This is a genomic window from Variovorax sp. ZS18.2.2 (assembly GCF_024701975.1).
Classification (GTDB): domain Bacteria; phylum Pseudomonadota; class Gammaproteobacteria; order Burkholderiales; family Burkholderiaceae_C; genus Variovorax.
In genome coordinates, this window is the sequence record NZ_JANLNM010000003.1 from 412,992 (window position 1) to 426,419 (window position 13,428).

A 13,428-nucleotide genomic window follows, 5' to 3' on the forward strand; every position below is an offset into this window, starting at 1 on the left:
AGCCATTGTCCGCTCAGTCGCCGTTTTCGTCAGCCGGGGGCAGTGTTTGAACCTGCGCGCGCCCGGCGGCTTCGAGGTGCGCGACCCAGCGGTCGTCGTGCTGCTCCACGCGCACCCAGCCTGGGCCGCGCACGCCGCCGATGGCCGCATCGCCCATCAGCGTGAGCCGGCGCATCAGCACGCTCGCGCCCTGGCCCAGCCGCTTGCCGAGACGCGGCAGCGAGACGCCGCCGCCCGCCGGTTCCTGCGCGAGCATGCGCAGGATGGCGACCGAGAGGCTGTCTTCGAGCAATGCGCTCATGCAGTCGCCACCATCCCGTCCGCCGCGTCCTCCGACAACTTCTGGATCGGCAGTTCATGCGGCACCAGCACCACGGGAATGGACTTGGACGTCGGCGTCCCCGCGTTCTCGGCCACCGCCGACAGCGGCACCAGCGGATTGGTCTCGGGGTAATAGGCCGCAATGTTGCCGCGCGGAATGTCGTAGGCCACGAGCTTGAAGCGGTCGGCGCGACGTTCTTGCCCGTCATTCCACACGGTCTGCAGGTCGACCCAGTCGCCGTCCTTCATGCCCAGCGCACGGATGTCCTCGGCATGGATGAAGACCACGCGGCGCTGGCCGAACACGCCGCGGTAGCGGTCGTCCATGCCGTAGATGGTGGTGTTGTACTGGTCGTGCGAGCGCGTGGTGAAGAGCGTGAAGACCAGCGTGTCGCGGATGTGCAGGCGCGCCCGGTGCGAGGGCGTGTCGCGCGGCACGGCGTGCGTGAAGAACACGGCCTTCTTCGAGGCGGTGGCCCACACGCGTTCGCTCGCGGTGTTGCGCAGGCGAAAGCCGCCGGGCTTGGCGACACGGGTGTTGAAGTCCTTGAAGTCGTCGAACACCGCTTCGATCTTGTCGCGGATGCGTGCGTAGTCTTCGACGAGCCAGAGCCACGGCGTCTTGCTGCGCGCGCCGATGGTGGCCGCCGCGAGCCGCGCCACGATGGCCGGCTCCGACAGCAGCTGCTCCGACGCGGGCGGGTTGATGCCCACCGAGATATGCACCATGCTCATCGAATCTTCCACCGTCACGCCCTGCGGGCCGTTGGCCTGCATGTCGATCTCGGTGCGGCCCAGGCACGGCAGGATCAGCGCCTCGCGCCCGTGCACGATGTGGCTGCGGTTGAGCTTGGTCGTCACGTGCACCGTGAGGTCGCACTGCCGCAGGCCCTTCCAGGTCTGGTAGGTGTCGGGCGTGGCGGCCGCGAAGTTGCCGCCGAGCGCGAAGAACACGCGGCCCTTGCCGTCGAGCATCGCCTGGATCGCCTCGACCGTGTCCAGGCCGTTCTGGCGCGGCGGCTCGAAGCCGAACACCTTCTGCAGCCGGTCGAGCAGCGCGACCGGCGGCTTTTCCCAGATGCCCATGGTGCGGTCGCCCTGCACGTTGCTATGGCCGCGCACCGGGCAGGCGCCCGCGCCCTCGCGGCCCATGTGGCCGCACAGCATGAGCCAGTTGAGGATCATCTGGATGGTCGCCACCGAATGCTGATGCTGCGTGATGCCCATGCCCCAGCAGGCGATGACCTTCTTCGCGCCAAGGTACACCTCGGCCGCGGCGCGCAGTTGCTCTTGCGTGAGGCCCGACTCCTGCACCAGCACCTCCCACGATTCGGCGCGCAGGTCGTCCGCGAGCGATTCGAAGCCGGTGGTGTGCATGGCGATGAAGGCGTGGTCGAGCACCGAGGCTTCGCCGCGCGCGACGAGCGCATCTTCGCGCTCGATGACGTGCTTCATCATCCCCTTCACGGCAGCGAAGTCGCCGCCCACGCGCAGCTGGAAGTAGTGCGTGCTGATGGGCGTGGAACCCAGGGTCGCCATCTCCAGCTTGTCCTGCGGATCGGCAAAGCGCTCCAGCCCGCGCTCGCGCAGCGGGTTGAAGCTCACGATGCGCGCGCCGCGCTTGGAAGCCGCGCGCAGCTCGCCGAGCATGCGCGGATGGTTGGTGCCGGGGTTCTGGCCGAAGATGAAGATGGCGTCGGCCTTCTCGAAATCGTCGAGCGTGACCGTGCCCTTGCCCACGCCGATCTGCGGACGCATGCCGCTGCCGCTGGGCTCATGGCACATGTTCGAGCAGTCGGGGAAATTGTTGGTGCCGTACTCGCGCACGAAGAGCTGGTACAGGAACGCAGCCTCGTTGCTCGCGCGGCCCGAGGTGTAGAAGATGGCCTGGTTCGGGTCGGGCAGCGCGTTGAGGTGGCGCGCGATCAGGGCGAAGGCGTCGTCCCATTCGATGGGCACGTACTTGTCGCTCGCTGCGTCGTAGGCCATCGGGTGCGTGAGGCGCCCTTTGTCTTCGAGCCAGAAATCGCTTTGCTCGGCCAGTTGCGCCACGGTGTGCTTCGCGAAGAGCTCCGGGCCGGCACGGCGCGCGGTGGCCTCGGCAGCCACGGCCTTCACGCCGTTCTCGCAAAACTCGAAAGTGGATGCGTGGTTGCGGTCGGGCCAGGCGCAGCCGGGGCAGTCGAAGCCGTCGGGCTGGTTGGCCGAGAGCAGCGTCTTGGCGCCCTTGAGGGGAATGTCCTGCCGCAGCAGCGCGTTCGTCACGCTGCGAAGTGCGCCCCAGCCGCCCGCGGGGCCCTTGTAAAACTCGATCTTCTGCTCACTGCTCATGCCGGCGAGTGTTCGCCGCGGGCATGAGGAGCGTCAAATTGAATCGGGACATGCGCCGATTCAAAAAGGAAATGAAGGCAGCCCCGGCAGCAGCTTGTCGAGGGTGATCGGGTAGCTGCGCACCCGCACCCCGGTCGCGTTGTAGATGGCGTTGGCCACCGCCGCGCCCGAGCCGCAGGTGCCCAGCTCGCCGATGCCCTTGGACTTGATCGGGCTCGCGAGGTCGTCCGAATCCTGCAGGTAGACCGCGTCGATGGCCGGGATGTCGGCATGCACCGGCACCAGGTATTCGGCCATGTCGTGGTTGACGAAGTAGCCGTGGCGCACGTCGACCACGGCTTCCTCGGTCAGCGCCGCGCCCACGCCGAACACCATGCCGCCGATGGCCTGGCTGCGCGCCATCTTCATGTTGAGGATGCGGCCGGCCGCGAACACGCCCAGCATGCGGCGCACGCGGGTCTCGCCGGTGTCGATGTCCACGCCCACCTCGCAGAAGTGCGCGCCGAACGCGGCCTGCGCGTAGCGGCGGTGCAGGTCGCCGGGCTCTACCGTGCCGAGCACCTCCAGGCCCTCGGCGCCGGCCAGCTCGCCCAGGGCGCGCGATTGCCGGCCCGAGACGAGGCGCCCCGCCTCGAAGCGCGCGGTCTTCGCGTCGAAACCCGCGCGCCGCACCAGCGTGGCGCACAGCTCCTCGCAGCCGTGGAAGACCGAGGCGCCCGCGCTCGATGCGCCGATGGAGGCGATCGAGCCCGCGCCGGCCGGAAAGGCGGTGTCGCCGAGCCGCACGCCGATGCGGTCCATCGGGATGCCGGTCATCTCCGCGGCGATCTGCGCGAGCACGGTGTAGGTGCCGGTGCCGATGTCGGTCATCGAGGTCTCGATGGTCAGGCGCCCCTGCGCATCGAGCCGCAGCCGCGCGCTCGACGGGCGCACCGAGTGGTGGTGGATGGCGCTCGCCACGCCCATGCCGACCAGCCAGCGGCCGTCGCGCACCCGGCCCGGCGTGGCACTGCGCCGCGCCCAGCCGAAGCGGCTCGCGCCTTCGCGCAGGCACTCGATGAGCTTGCGGCCGGAGTACGGCCGCGAGGGCCCGCGCTCGGGGTCGCAGGGGCTGTCGTTGAGGATGCGCAGTTGCACCGGGTCCATGCGCAGTTTCTCGGCGAGCTCGTCGAGCGCGACCTCGAAGGCCAACTGGCCGCTTGCGGTGGCCGGCGCGCGCATCGCGGCGGCCTCGGGCAGGTCCAGCGGCGCAAGGCGGTGCGCGGTCATGCGGTTCGGCGCGGCATAGAGCAGCCGCGTCTGGCGCGAGGCACCCTCGTAGTAGCTGCGGCCGGGCAGGTTGCTGGTCCAGGTCTCGTGGCCGATGGCGGTCAGCCGGCCGTCGGGCGTGGCGCCCAGGCGCACGCGCTGCAGGGTCGCGGCGCGCCGTGTCGTGTGGTTGAGCAGCTGCTCGCGGGCCAGCGCGGTTTTCACCGGCCGCTGCAGTTCACGCGCCGCGAAGGCCGAGAGCACCGCATCCGCATGCGTGCGCAGCTTGGAACCGAAGCCGCCGCCGACGAAGGCGGAGATCACGCGCACCTGCTCGACCGGCACATCGACCATCGCCGCCACGTCGCTCGCGGCCCAGTTGGCCATCTGGTGCGAGGTGTAGAGCGTGAGCCGGTCGCCGTCCCAGCGCGCGATGGTGGCCTGCGGCTCCATCATCGCGGGGTGCTGGTCGGGGGTGGCGTAGTTCTGGTCGAGCTGCACGGGGGCCGCGTCGTAGGCGCCCTGGAAGTCGCCGACCGCCGTGTCGGCGGCGCTCTCGCTGCCGGCGCTCGGGTCGTCGCCGGGCTTCACCGCGGCGGCCTGCGCGGCGGCCAGGTCGAAGCGGCCCGGGGTGCTTTCGTAATCGATGCGGATCTGGTGCGCGGCGGCGCGCGCCTGCTCCAGCGTCTCGGCGACGACGAAGGCCACGGCCTGCCCGTGGTGCTGCACCTCCGGCCCCGAGAGCTGCGACACCAGGTTCGCGCGCCCGCGCGGCGCCATGCGCGGCACGTTGGCGTAGGTGTAGACCAGCAGCACACCCGGCGCGCGCCGCGCCTCGGCCGTGTCGATGCGGGTGATGCGGCCCTTGGCGATGCCGGCCAGCACGATCCAGCCGTAGGCCGCGTTCGGCACCTCCTCGTGGTACTCGTAGCTGTAGCGGGCGCGCCCGCAGACCTTGAGCGGGCCGTCGATGCGGTCGACAGGCTTGCCCAGGATGCGCTCGCGGTCCAGCGGGCTGGGCCCGGCGGCTGTGGTGAATTGCATGGTGCTGCCTTTGTTCGCTCAGGAACTGGTCATCGCCTGCGCCAGCGTGACGTCGAGCGTGCGGCGCAGCAGGGGGATCTTGAAATCGTTGTGGCCATGGCCGCGTGCCTCGGCGAGCAGGAGGTCGGCGACGGCACGGCGGGCGGCGGGGCCGCCATCGGTGCCCACGAGGCGCTGCTCCGCCTCCTCGTTGCGCCAGGGCCTGGCCGCGAGGCCGCCGAAGGCCAGGCGCGCCTGCGTGACGGTGCGGCCTTCGCGCACGACCACCGCCGCCACCGAGACGAGCGCGAAGGCGTACGACGCGCGGTCGCGCACCTTGCGATAGAGCTGCCGCCCGCCGAGCGGCGCGGGCAGCACCACGGCGGTGACGAGTTCGTCCGGCGCGAGCGCGGTCTCGACATGCGGCGTCGCGCCCGGCAGGCGATGGAAGTCGGCGATGGGAATCTGCCGCGCGCCGCCGCCGGCCGAGACGGTCTCCACGCGCGCATCGAAGGCGCGCATCGCCACAGCCATGTCGGACGAGTGCACCGCGATGCACTGGTCGCTCGCACCGAGGATCGCGTGGATGCGGTTGAAGCCCCCCATCGCCGCGCAGCCGCTGCCGGGCGTGCGCTTGTTGCAGGGCTTGGTGGTGTCGTAGAAGTAGAAGCAGCGCGTGCGCTGCAGCAGGTTGCCCGCGGTGGTCGCCTTGTTGCGCAGCTGGGCGCTGGCGCCGGAGAGCAAGGCGCGCGACAGCAGCGGATAGCCCTGCCGCACGCGGATGTCGGCCGCCAGGTCGCTGTTGCGTACCAGCGCGCCGATCTTCAAGCCGCCCTCGGGCGTGGCCTCGATGCGGTCGAGTCCCAGCCGGTTCACGTCCACCAGGTGCGCCGGATGCTCGATGTCCAGCTTCATCAGGTCGAGCAGGTTGGTGCCGCCCGCGATGAACTTCGCGCCGGGCTGGCGCTGCACGGCCGCGGCGGCTTCGGCCGGGCTCTGCGCGCGCTCGTAGGTGAAGGCTCTCATGCAGCTGCTCCTGCCGTTTTTTCGACCACCTCGCGGATGGCCGCGATGATGTTCGGATACCCCGCGCACCGGCAGATGTTGCCGCTCATGCGCTCGCGCAACTCTTCGTCGCTGAACAGCGGGCGCACGGCGATGTCGCGCGTCACATGGCTGGGCATGCCGCGGCGCATTTCGTCGAGCATGCCGACCGCCGAGCAGATCTGGCCCGGCGTGCAGTAGCCGCACTGGTAGCCGTCGTGCTTGACGAAAGCGGCCTGCATCGGATGCAGCTTCTTCGGATCGCCCAGGCCCTCGATGGTCGTCACCGCATCGCCGTCGTGCATCACGGCCAGCGTGAGGCAGCTGTTGATGCGGCGGCCGTTCACCATCACCGTGCAGGCACCGCACTGGCCGTGGTCGCAGCCCTTCTTGGCGCCCGTGAGGTGCAGGTGCTCGCGCAGCAGGTCGAGCAGCGTGACGCGCGGATCGACGGTCAGCGAGTGCGGCTGGCCGTTGATGCGCAGCGTCAGCTCCGCGAGCGGCGCGACCTGCGCGGTATCGGCGGCCGGCGCAGCGCCGCCGGCGAGCGGCAGCGTCGCCGCCACCACGCCGGCCGCGCTGGTGATGAGGACGGTGCGGCGCGTGCAGCCGTCCTGGATCTCCGGATGCATCACGTCCATCGCGGTCATCGCGTGCCTTCGCTCAGAAGCGCGTGGCGGGCGCGATGGAAGCCTGCGCCTTGGCGGGCGGCATCGTGGAGACGACGACGCTGTTCACGCGCGAGCCGCCGGTCACGTTCTGGTCGGGTGCATGGGCGGTGAGCACCGCGTCTTCATAGACCGACTGGCGCGACGCGGTCGAGGTGAAGGGATCGGCGCCGCGCGAGCCGCGCGTCACATTCTGGTTGGGGGCGTGGGCCGTGGAGACGGCTTCGGCCGCCACCGCGTCGCGCTCGCGCAGGTTCGCGCCCTGGTGCACGCCTTCGTAGGTTTCTGCATGGGCCGCGACGGCGGCGAGGCTGGTGGCAAGGACGGCAAGCAGGTGAGTGATGTTTCGCATGTGAGCTCCTGTTGAGAACCGAGGAAGACCCTCGAAAGGCAGCCGCTGTGTCGGCCTGGGCTCACTGTAGAAACCCTGCTTTATGCGTCCTTTATGCGAGAGTTAACTGAGCGTTAAGCCGCGCGCAGGTGGACCCGCGCCACCAGCCCGAGGACCGCCCCGCTGGCGTCCGTCCGGTTGTCCAGCACGATGCGCATGCCGTTGCGCTGCGCCGCCATCTGCGCGATGGCCAGGCCCAGGCCGCTGCCTTCGGCCGCGGTGCCGGGCACGCGGTAGAAGCGGTCGAAGGCGCGCTCCAGCGCCTCGGGCGGAATGCCGGGCCCGTTGTCCACCACATCGACCACCGGCTGCCCGTCCACCGCATGCAGCCGCACGTCGACGACGCTGCCTTCGGGCGAATGCCGCAGCGCGTTGTCGATCAGGTTGCCGAAGATGCTGCGCAGCTCCGCGGGCGGCGCGTTCACCGTCGCGTTCATCTCACCGTCGAAGCCGATGTCGATGCGGCGCCGGTCGGCAATCACCATCAGCTGGGCGATGCTGTCGCGCAGCACCGAGGCCACGTCCAGCGGCACCGCAGGCTCGCGCGGCGCATGGCTCTCCTGGTGCGACATGCGCAGCAGCTGCTCGATGAGGTGCTGGGCGCGCGTCACGCCGCCCTTGAGCTGCGTGTAGTGCTCCGCGGCGCGCTCGCCGGGCACCTCGGCGCGCATGTTGTCCAGCTGCAGGCCGAGGGCGGCGATGGGCGTGCGCAGCTCGTGCGCCGCGTCCTGCACGAAGCGCCGCTGCGCGGCAAAGGCCTGGCGCAGACGCCCGAGCAGGCTGTTGAAGGCTTCCACCAGCGGCGCGATCTCGTCGGGCACATGGGACACCGACAGCTCCGACAGGCTGCGCTCGTCCTTCGCCGCCACATCGAGCGCCACGCTGCGCAGCTTGCGCGACGAGGTCCAGACCACCAGCCACAGCACGGCCAGCGACAGCGGCAGCAGCAGTGCGATGGGCGCGGCCGACTGCAGCGCGCGCCGCTCCACCAGCGCGCGCACGAAGCCGCCGTTCTGGATCACCTGCACGCTGAAGCGCCCGCCGTCGGCCACCGGGCCGGTGGAATAGACGCGCCATGTCTCGTGGTCCTCGGGGCCGAGCCGCACCACATGCAGCCCCTCCCCCGGCTGGCGCCCCACAGCCAGCGACGGCCAGGAAGTGGCCAGCAGCTCGCCCTGCGCGCTCCAGATCTGCACGATGAAGGCGCCCCGGTGGTAGATGCCCTGCCTGTCGCCCGGCTTGAGCACCGGCACGTTCTCGTTGCTGGCGTAGGAATCGGCCAGCGTCTGCATCTGGTCGTCCTTGAAGGTGACGATGAGGCGGTCGTAGCTCGTGTAGGTGAACCATGCCACGCCGATGGCGGCGAGCACATGCACCAGCACCAGCCAGAGCAGCAGCTTGTTGCGAAGAGACCCCGGCGAATACCAGCGGCGCGTACCGGTGCCCGTGCTCATGAATCCACCACGCGCCACCCCAGCCCGCGCACGTTGCGGATGGTGTCGGCGCCGAGCTTGCGGCGCATGTTGTGGATGATCACGTCGACCGCATTGCTCATCACCTCTTCGCCCCAGCCGTAGATGCGACTTTCGAGCTGCTCGCGCGAGAAGATCGCGCCGGGGCGCTCCAGCATGGCGTGCATCAGCGCGAACTCGCGGGCCGTGAGCACCTCGCGCGTGCCGTTGTGCAGGATCTCGCGCGTGGTGAGGTCAAGCTGCACGTTGCCGCTGCCGATGACGGAGTTCGATGCGCCATGGCGCCGCCGCACCACCGCGCGCATGCGGGCCAAAAGCTCGGGCAGCTCGAAGGGCTTGAGCAGGTAGTCGTCGGCGCCGAGATCCAGCCCCTCGACCCGCTGGCCGAGGCCGTCGCGCGCGGTGAGGATGAGGATGGGCGTGTCGTCCTTCAGGCTGCGCGCGCGGCGCAGCACCTCCAGGCCGTCCGCCTTGGGCAGGCCCAGGTCGAGCAGCACGCAGCTGTAGTCGCCATCGGCCATGGCGCTCTGCGCGAGCAGGCCGTCGCGCACCCAGTCCACGGCCCAGCCCGACCGCTCCAGGCCACGGACAAGGCTCTTTCCAATCATTTCGTCGTCTTCGACAAGCAGCGTGCGCACACCGGCCCCCTTTCGTTGGTGCGAGGCGGAAGGTAGCTCAGAACCGTTAGGTCAACGTTAACGCCGAATCGATCAGGGGGCGAGCCCTCGGCATCCCGGGGTCCAGGTCAGGACTGCACGTCCTGCATCAGGAGGCCGCGCAGCTTGCTGCGCAAGGGCGTCTCCTCGACGGCCGGCACGCCGGCCACTTCGCGCAGCGCGATGTCGCGGCTCTCGGCGGTGTGCAGGTCGATCTCGCGCACCACCTGGCCGTCCTTGTAGACGAAGGCGACGTCGGCGAGCGCGAGCACGTCTTCGATGTCGTGCGTGATCATCAGCACCGGAATGCCCCATTGGCGGCGCACCTGTGCAAGCTCGTTGCGCAGTTCGCTGCGCAGCATCGGGTTGAGGGCGGCGAAGGGCTCGTCGAGCAGCAGCACCTGCGGCTGGCAGGCCAGCGCGCGCGCGAGCGCCACGCGCTGCTGCTGGCCGCCGGAGAGGTTCTGCGGCCGGCCATCGGCCAGCTCGGCGAGGCCGAAGCCTTCGAGCAGGGCCTGCACCGTCTCCGCCTCCTTCGGTGGCAGCCGGCGTCGGCGCCACGAGGTGAGGCCGAAGGACACGTTCTCGCGCACCGTGAGGTGCGGGAACAGCGCGTAGTTCTGGAACAGGTAGCCGATGCGCCGCTCGGGCGCCGGCACGTCGATGCGCTGCGCCGAGTCATAGAGCGTGCGGCCGTCGAGCCGCACATGCCCCGCGGAAGGATGCAGCAGCCCTGCGATGGCCTGCAGCGTGAGCGACTTGCCCGCGCCCGACGGGCCGTAGAGCGCGGCGAAGGGAACGTCGGTCTGAAAACGCGCGGCCAGGTCGAAGCGGCGTGCCCCGTCCCGCACCGTGAGCTTCAGATCGACGTCGATCATGGCTTGCCGAATCCGTAGCGGGTCAGCACTTCCTGCGCGGGAGCGGTCGCGAGGAAGTTGAGGAAGTCGCCGGCCACGGCCTTCTGCTTGCTCTCGGCCACCACCGCGATCGGGTAGGTCACGGGGCTGCTGCCCGAGGGCGAGAGCACGATCTTGACCTTGTCGCCCGCCACCGCCGCATCGGTGCGGTAGACAAAACCGGCCTCGACCTCGCCGCGGCTCACGTAGTCGAGCACCTGGCGCACGCTGTCGGCCTGCACGAACTTGGGTTCGAGCACGGTCCAGAGATTGGCGCTGTCCAGCACCTGCTTGGTGTAGCGGCCGACCGGCACGGTGGCGGTCTTGCCGACGGCGATCTTCTTCACGCTGGCGCCAGTCAGGTCCTGCAGCGACTTGACGCCCACGCCGTCTTTGGCGGGCTCGATCAGCACGAGGCTGTTGGTCACGAAGTCCTTGCGGGTGGCGGTGTCGATGAGCTTCTGCTCGGCGCCGCGGTTCATGGTTTCCTGGTCGGCGCTCGCGAACACGTCCACCGGCGCGCCCTGCCCGATCTGCTGCAGCAGCACGCCCGAGGCGGCGAAGTTGAAGCGCACCGTGGCGCCGGGCTTGGCCGCCTCGAACTTGGGACCGATCTCCTTGAACGCATCGGTCAGGCTGGCGGCCGCGGACACGGTGATCTGCTGCGCGGCGGCGGCCAGCGGCAGGGCCAGTGCGAGAACGACGGACAAGAGGCGGAATGAGCGCATGGGTATCTCCTGGGATTATTGAAGAGAGGAACGAATCAGCGAAGGGAGAAGAAGCGGTTCGACAGCACGAGCACCGTGATCGACAGCACCGAGGTCACGATGACCAGCAGCAGCGCCAGGTCGTCATGCCCGGCCTGCACCGCGTCGTAGATGGCCATCGAGAGCGTCTGGGTCTGCTTGGGGATCGAGCCCGCCACCATCAACGAGGCGCCGAACTCGCCCATGGCCCGTGCGAACGCGAGCAGCGTGCCGGCCAGGATGCCGGGCCAGGCGAGCGGCAGCGTCACGCGCAGGAACACCGAGAACGGCGACTGCCGCAGCGTGCTGGCGGCGGCTTCGAGCGAGCGGTCGACGTTCTCGAAGGCGGCGCTCGCGGACTTGAGCACCAGCGGCAGCGCGACCACGGCAGAGGCCACCACGGCGCCGTGCCAGCTGAAGATGATGGTGTAGTCGAGGTGCTCGCGCAGCCATGCACCCAGCGGGCTGCGGCGGCCGGCGGCCACCAGGATGGCGTAGCCGATCACCGTGGGCGGCAGCACCAGCGGCAGCATGAACACGGCCTCCAGCACGGTGCGGCCGAAGAAGCGCTTGCGCGCGAACACCCAGCCCAGCGCCACGCCCGCGATCAGCGCCAGCACGGTCGCGACCGCGGCGACCTTGAGCGACAGGACCAGGGGCGACCAGTCGGTCGTGGCGATGAGGGAGCTCGTCGTGTTCATGAAAATACGGCGCGATTGTTACACGATGAGCCCTAAGGTTCTCACGGGGGTGCGCGAATCACGCAGTCTTCATATACTGGTGAACATAGCGTTGCAACACCTGCAAGCCCATGCGCCCCTCACCCCACGACACCGTCGTCCGTTCGATCTCCGGCAGGCCGGAGCTTCGGCATGTGACGCAGGTGCAGGAATGGCGCATCGAACGCGCGATGGACTCCGACAGCTTCGTGATCTCCATCATCACCCCCGGGGGCGAGAGCCAGTCCTTCCTCGTGGCGCAGGCCGATGCGCACGACATTGGCGAGATCCTGCGCCGCAAGGCCGTGTGGGTCGACCGCCAGGAGCAATGACGCAAATGTGGCGGCACATGACGGGTGCGGAACGCATCCTCGAAGTTTTGCTGACGCGGCGCTCGGTGTCGCCGCGCCGGCTGCAGCAGCCCGGCCCCAATCCCGACGAGCTCGACGCCATCCTGCAGGCGGGCCTGCGCGCGCCCGACCATGGCGGGCTGCATCCGTGGCGGGTGATCGAGTTCCGTCCGCAGAACCGCGAGGCGCTGGCCTGGTGCTTCGAGCAGGAGAAGCTGCGCCGCGATCCGCTCGCGAGCCCGTCGGACTTGAAGCGTGCGCGCGAACACGCCACGCGGCCGCCGCTGCTGCTCGGCTTCGTGGTGTCGCCGCGCGAGCGCAGCAAGATCCCCGGCCGCGAGCAGTGGCTGTGCGCGGGCGCGGCGCTGGGCAACATCCTGAGCGCGGCGCACCAGCTGGGCTACGGCGCCATCGTGCTGAGCGGCGAGCGCTGCTTCGACGAGACGCTGGCGCGGCAGGTAGGCGTGCAGCCCGGCGAGTACCTGGCGGGCTTCATCAGCGTGGGCACCATCAAGGAAGCGCCACCGCAGGCGCGCGAGACGCTCTCGCAGGACGTGTGGTCGTGCTGGCAGGGCAACGATCTGACGACGGGCCCGGACAAGCTCCCGGCCCCGCCCGATCAGCCCATCCTGCCGTCGGACCGGATGCCCGGGAGCTGATCGAGCTTTGCGCCGAACCAGCCGACGCGTTCGGTCTCGCGCACGTCGAAGCGCGGCACATAGGGTTTGATGTCGAGCACGGGCGTGCCGTCCATCATGTCGTTGCCGCTGAAATGCAGCGTCGTGCCTTCCACCGAAACCAGCCGCACGATCGACAGGCCCAGCCGGTTCGGCCGTGCCGGCGCGCGCGTGGCGAAGACGCCGTGCGATTCGTTGTCCAGAAAGGGCACCACCTCCAGCCGCTCGTGCGCGCACTGGTGCAGGTGGGTGACGAGGATCAGGTAGTCAAAGCCCTCGATGTCCCGAAGGCCCGGCGCGAACTCGGCGAACACCTCGAGGCGGCCCGGTTCGTCGGGTGCGCCGGCGGTCTGGATCGGCATGCCGGTGGCCTCGGTGAAGCGGCTGCGCACCACGCCGACGGGGCGGCAGACGACGGGGTCCGCAGGTGAAGTCACGGGGCCAGCAGCCGCGTCAGCGCGCGAATGTCGGCGGAGGTTGCAAGCTTCGCGGCGTTCTCGATGGCCCGGTAGTGCTTGACGATTTCCTCGCCCACCGGCGTGAGCGCCGTGCCGCCGCCGCGCGAGCCACCGGCCGCAGTGTTCACCGCGGGCGAGGTCAGGGCCTTGTTCATCTCGTCGACCAGCATCCAGGCCCGGCGGTACGACATGCCCAGCAGGCGGGCCGCCGCGGAAATCGATCCGGTCTCGGCCACCGCTTCGAGCACGGCGATCTTGCCGGGGCCGATGGCGATGGTGTCGTCCCGATAGACGCGAAGGCGGAACTGGACTTTGGATTTCATCTTGGCGCGAAGGGTAAACCATCCGTGGTCACCAGCGCTATGTCGGCCCGGAAACGGCGATGCGGCCGGCGGGCGTGAACCCGGCCGGCCGCATCGTCATCAGGG

Annotated in this window: 15 protein-coding genes; 2 read left to right on the forward strand and 13 right to left on the reverse strand. The window is 69.7% G+C overall.

Annotated elements, in window-relative coordinates; genetic code table 11:
• Positions 1-13: 13 nt before the first annotated feature.
• The 11 genes from NU688_RS15750 to modB form a co-directional block, all read right to left on the reverse strand.
• Complete coding sequence (locus NU688_RS15750; RefSeq protein WP_257861634.1) at positions 14-301, reverse strand: hypothetical protein; 288 nt, start codon at positions 299-301, stop codon at positions 14-16.
• Positions 298-2,652, reverse strand: coding sequence for an FdhF/YdeP family oxidoreductase (locus tag NU688_RS15755; RefSeq protein ID WP_257861636.1), 2,355 nt, complete (start codon positions 2,650-2,652; stop codon positions 298-300). The genes NU688_RS15750 and NU688_RS15755 overlap by 4 nt, the downstream gene beginning before the upstream one ends.
• A 60-nt stretch (positions 2,653-2,712) precedes the next feature.
• A complete protein-coding gene (locus tag NU688_RS15760) occupies positions 2,713-4,944 on the reverse strand; it encodes a xanthine dehydrogenase family protein molybdopterin-binding subunit (protein ID WP_257861637.1) in 2,232 nt (743 codons plus the stop codon).
• An 18-nt stretch (positions 4,945-4,962) separates the two neighbouring features.
• Entirely contained in the window at positions 4,963-5,949 is a 987-nt protein-coding gene (locus tag NU688_RS15765) for a xanthine dehydrogenase family protein subunit M (RefSeq protein ID WP_257861638.1), read from the reverse strand.
• A complete protein-coding gene (gene paoA, locus NU688_RS15770) occupies positions 5,946-6,617 on the reverse strand; it encodes an aldehyde dehydrogenase iron-sulfur subunit PaoA (protein ID WP_257861639.1) in 672 nt (223 codons plus the stop codon). Before paoA ends, NU688_RS15765 begins: the two co-directional genes overlap by 4 nt.
• A 13-nt stretch (positions 6,618-6,630) precedes the next feature.
• Positions 6,631-6,987, reverse strand: coding sequence for a DUF4148 domain-containing protein (locus NU688_RS15775; protein ID WP_257861640.1), 357 nt, complete (start codon positions 6,985-6,987; stop codon positions 6,631-6,633).
• Between the two features lie 113 nt (positions 6,988-7,100).
• The gene (locus NU688_RS15780; RefSeq protein WP_257861641.1) at positions 7,101-8,480 is read right to left on the reverse strand and encodes a HAMP domain-containing sensor histidine kinase; all 1,380 of its coding nucleotides are present in this window, start codon (positions 8,478-8,480) and stop codon (positions 7,101-7,103) included.
• On the reverse strand, positions 8,477-9,136 hold the full coding sequence (locus NU688_RS15785; protein WP_206175118.1) for a response regulator: 660 nt from the start codon (positions 9,134-9,136) through the stop codon (positions 8,477-8,479). The genes NU688_RS15780 and NU688_RS15785 overlap by 4 nt, the downstream gene beginning before the upstream one ends.
• A 107-nt stretch (positions 9,137-9,243) precedes the next feature.
• On the reverse strand, positions 9,244-10,032 hold the full coding sequence (locus NU688_RS15790; RefSeq protein WP_257861642.1) for an ABC transporter ATP-binding protein: 789 nt from the start codon (positions 10,030-10,032) through the stop codon (positions 9,244-9,246).
• Positions 10,029-10,778 carry a molybdate ABC transporter substrate-binding protein gene (gene modA / locus NU688_RS15795; RefSeq protein ID WP_257861643.1) on the reverse strand — a complete coding sequence of 250 codons (750 nt, stop codon included), beginning with the start codon at positions 10,776-10,778 and terminating at the stop codon, positions 10,029-10,031. Before modA ends, NU688_RS15790 begins: the two co-directional genes overlap by 4 nt.
• Before the next feature lie 35 nt (positions 10,779-10,813).
• Positions 10,814-11,497 (reverse strand): molybdate ABC transporter permease subunit, encoded by a 684-nt coding sequence (gene modB / locus NU688_RS15800; RefSeq protein WP_257861644.1) that lies wholly within the window; start codon positions 11,495-11,497, stop codon positions 10,814-10,816.
• Between the two features lie 110 nt (positions 11,498-11,607).
• On the opposite strand from modB, the gene NU688_RS15805 reads away from it, so the two are divergent.
• Together NU688_RS15805 and NU688_RS15810 are read left to right on the forward strand one after the other, a co-directional pair.
• The gene (locus NU688_RS15805; RefSeq protein ID WP_257861645.1) at positions 11,608-11,847 is read left to right on the forward strand and encodes a hypothetical protein; all 240 of its coding nucleotides are present in this window, start codon (positions 11,608-11,610) and stop codon (positions 11,845-11,847) included.
• The gene (locus tag NU688_RS15810; protein ID WP_257861646.1) at positions 11,844-12,524 is read left to right on the forward strand and encodes a nitroreductase; all 681 of its coding nucleotides are present in this window, start codon (positions 11,844-11,846) and stop codon (positions 12,522-12,524) included. The genes NU688_RS15805 and NU688_RS15810 overlap by 4 nt, the downstream gene beginning before the upstream one ends.
• Here NU688_RS15810 and tsaA read toward each other — a convergent pair.
• Together tsaA and NU688_RS15820 are read right to left on the reverse strand one after the other, a co-directional pair.
• Positions 12,485-12,979 carry a tRNA (N6-threonylcarbamoyladenosine(37)-N6)-methyltransferase TrmO gene (gene tsaA, locus NU688_RS15815; RefSeq protein ID WP_257861647.1) on the reverse strand — a complete coding sequence of 165 codons (495 nt, stop codon included), beginning with the start codon at positions 12,977-12,979 and terminating at the stop codon, positions 12,485-12,487. The two genes, NU688_RS15810 and tsaA, sit on opposite strands and share 40 nt — an antisense overlap.
• Positions 12,976-13,323 (reverse strand): winged helix-turn-helix domain-containing protein, encoded by a 348-nt coding sequence (locus tag NU688_RS15820; RefSeq protein WP_176659448.1) that lies wholly within the window; start codon positions 13,321-13,323, stop codon positions 12,976-12,978. The genes tsaA and NU688_RS15820 overlap by 4 nt, the downstream gene beginning before the upstream one ends.
• Positions 13,324-13,428: the final 105 nt, after the last annotated feature.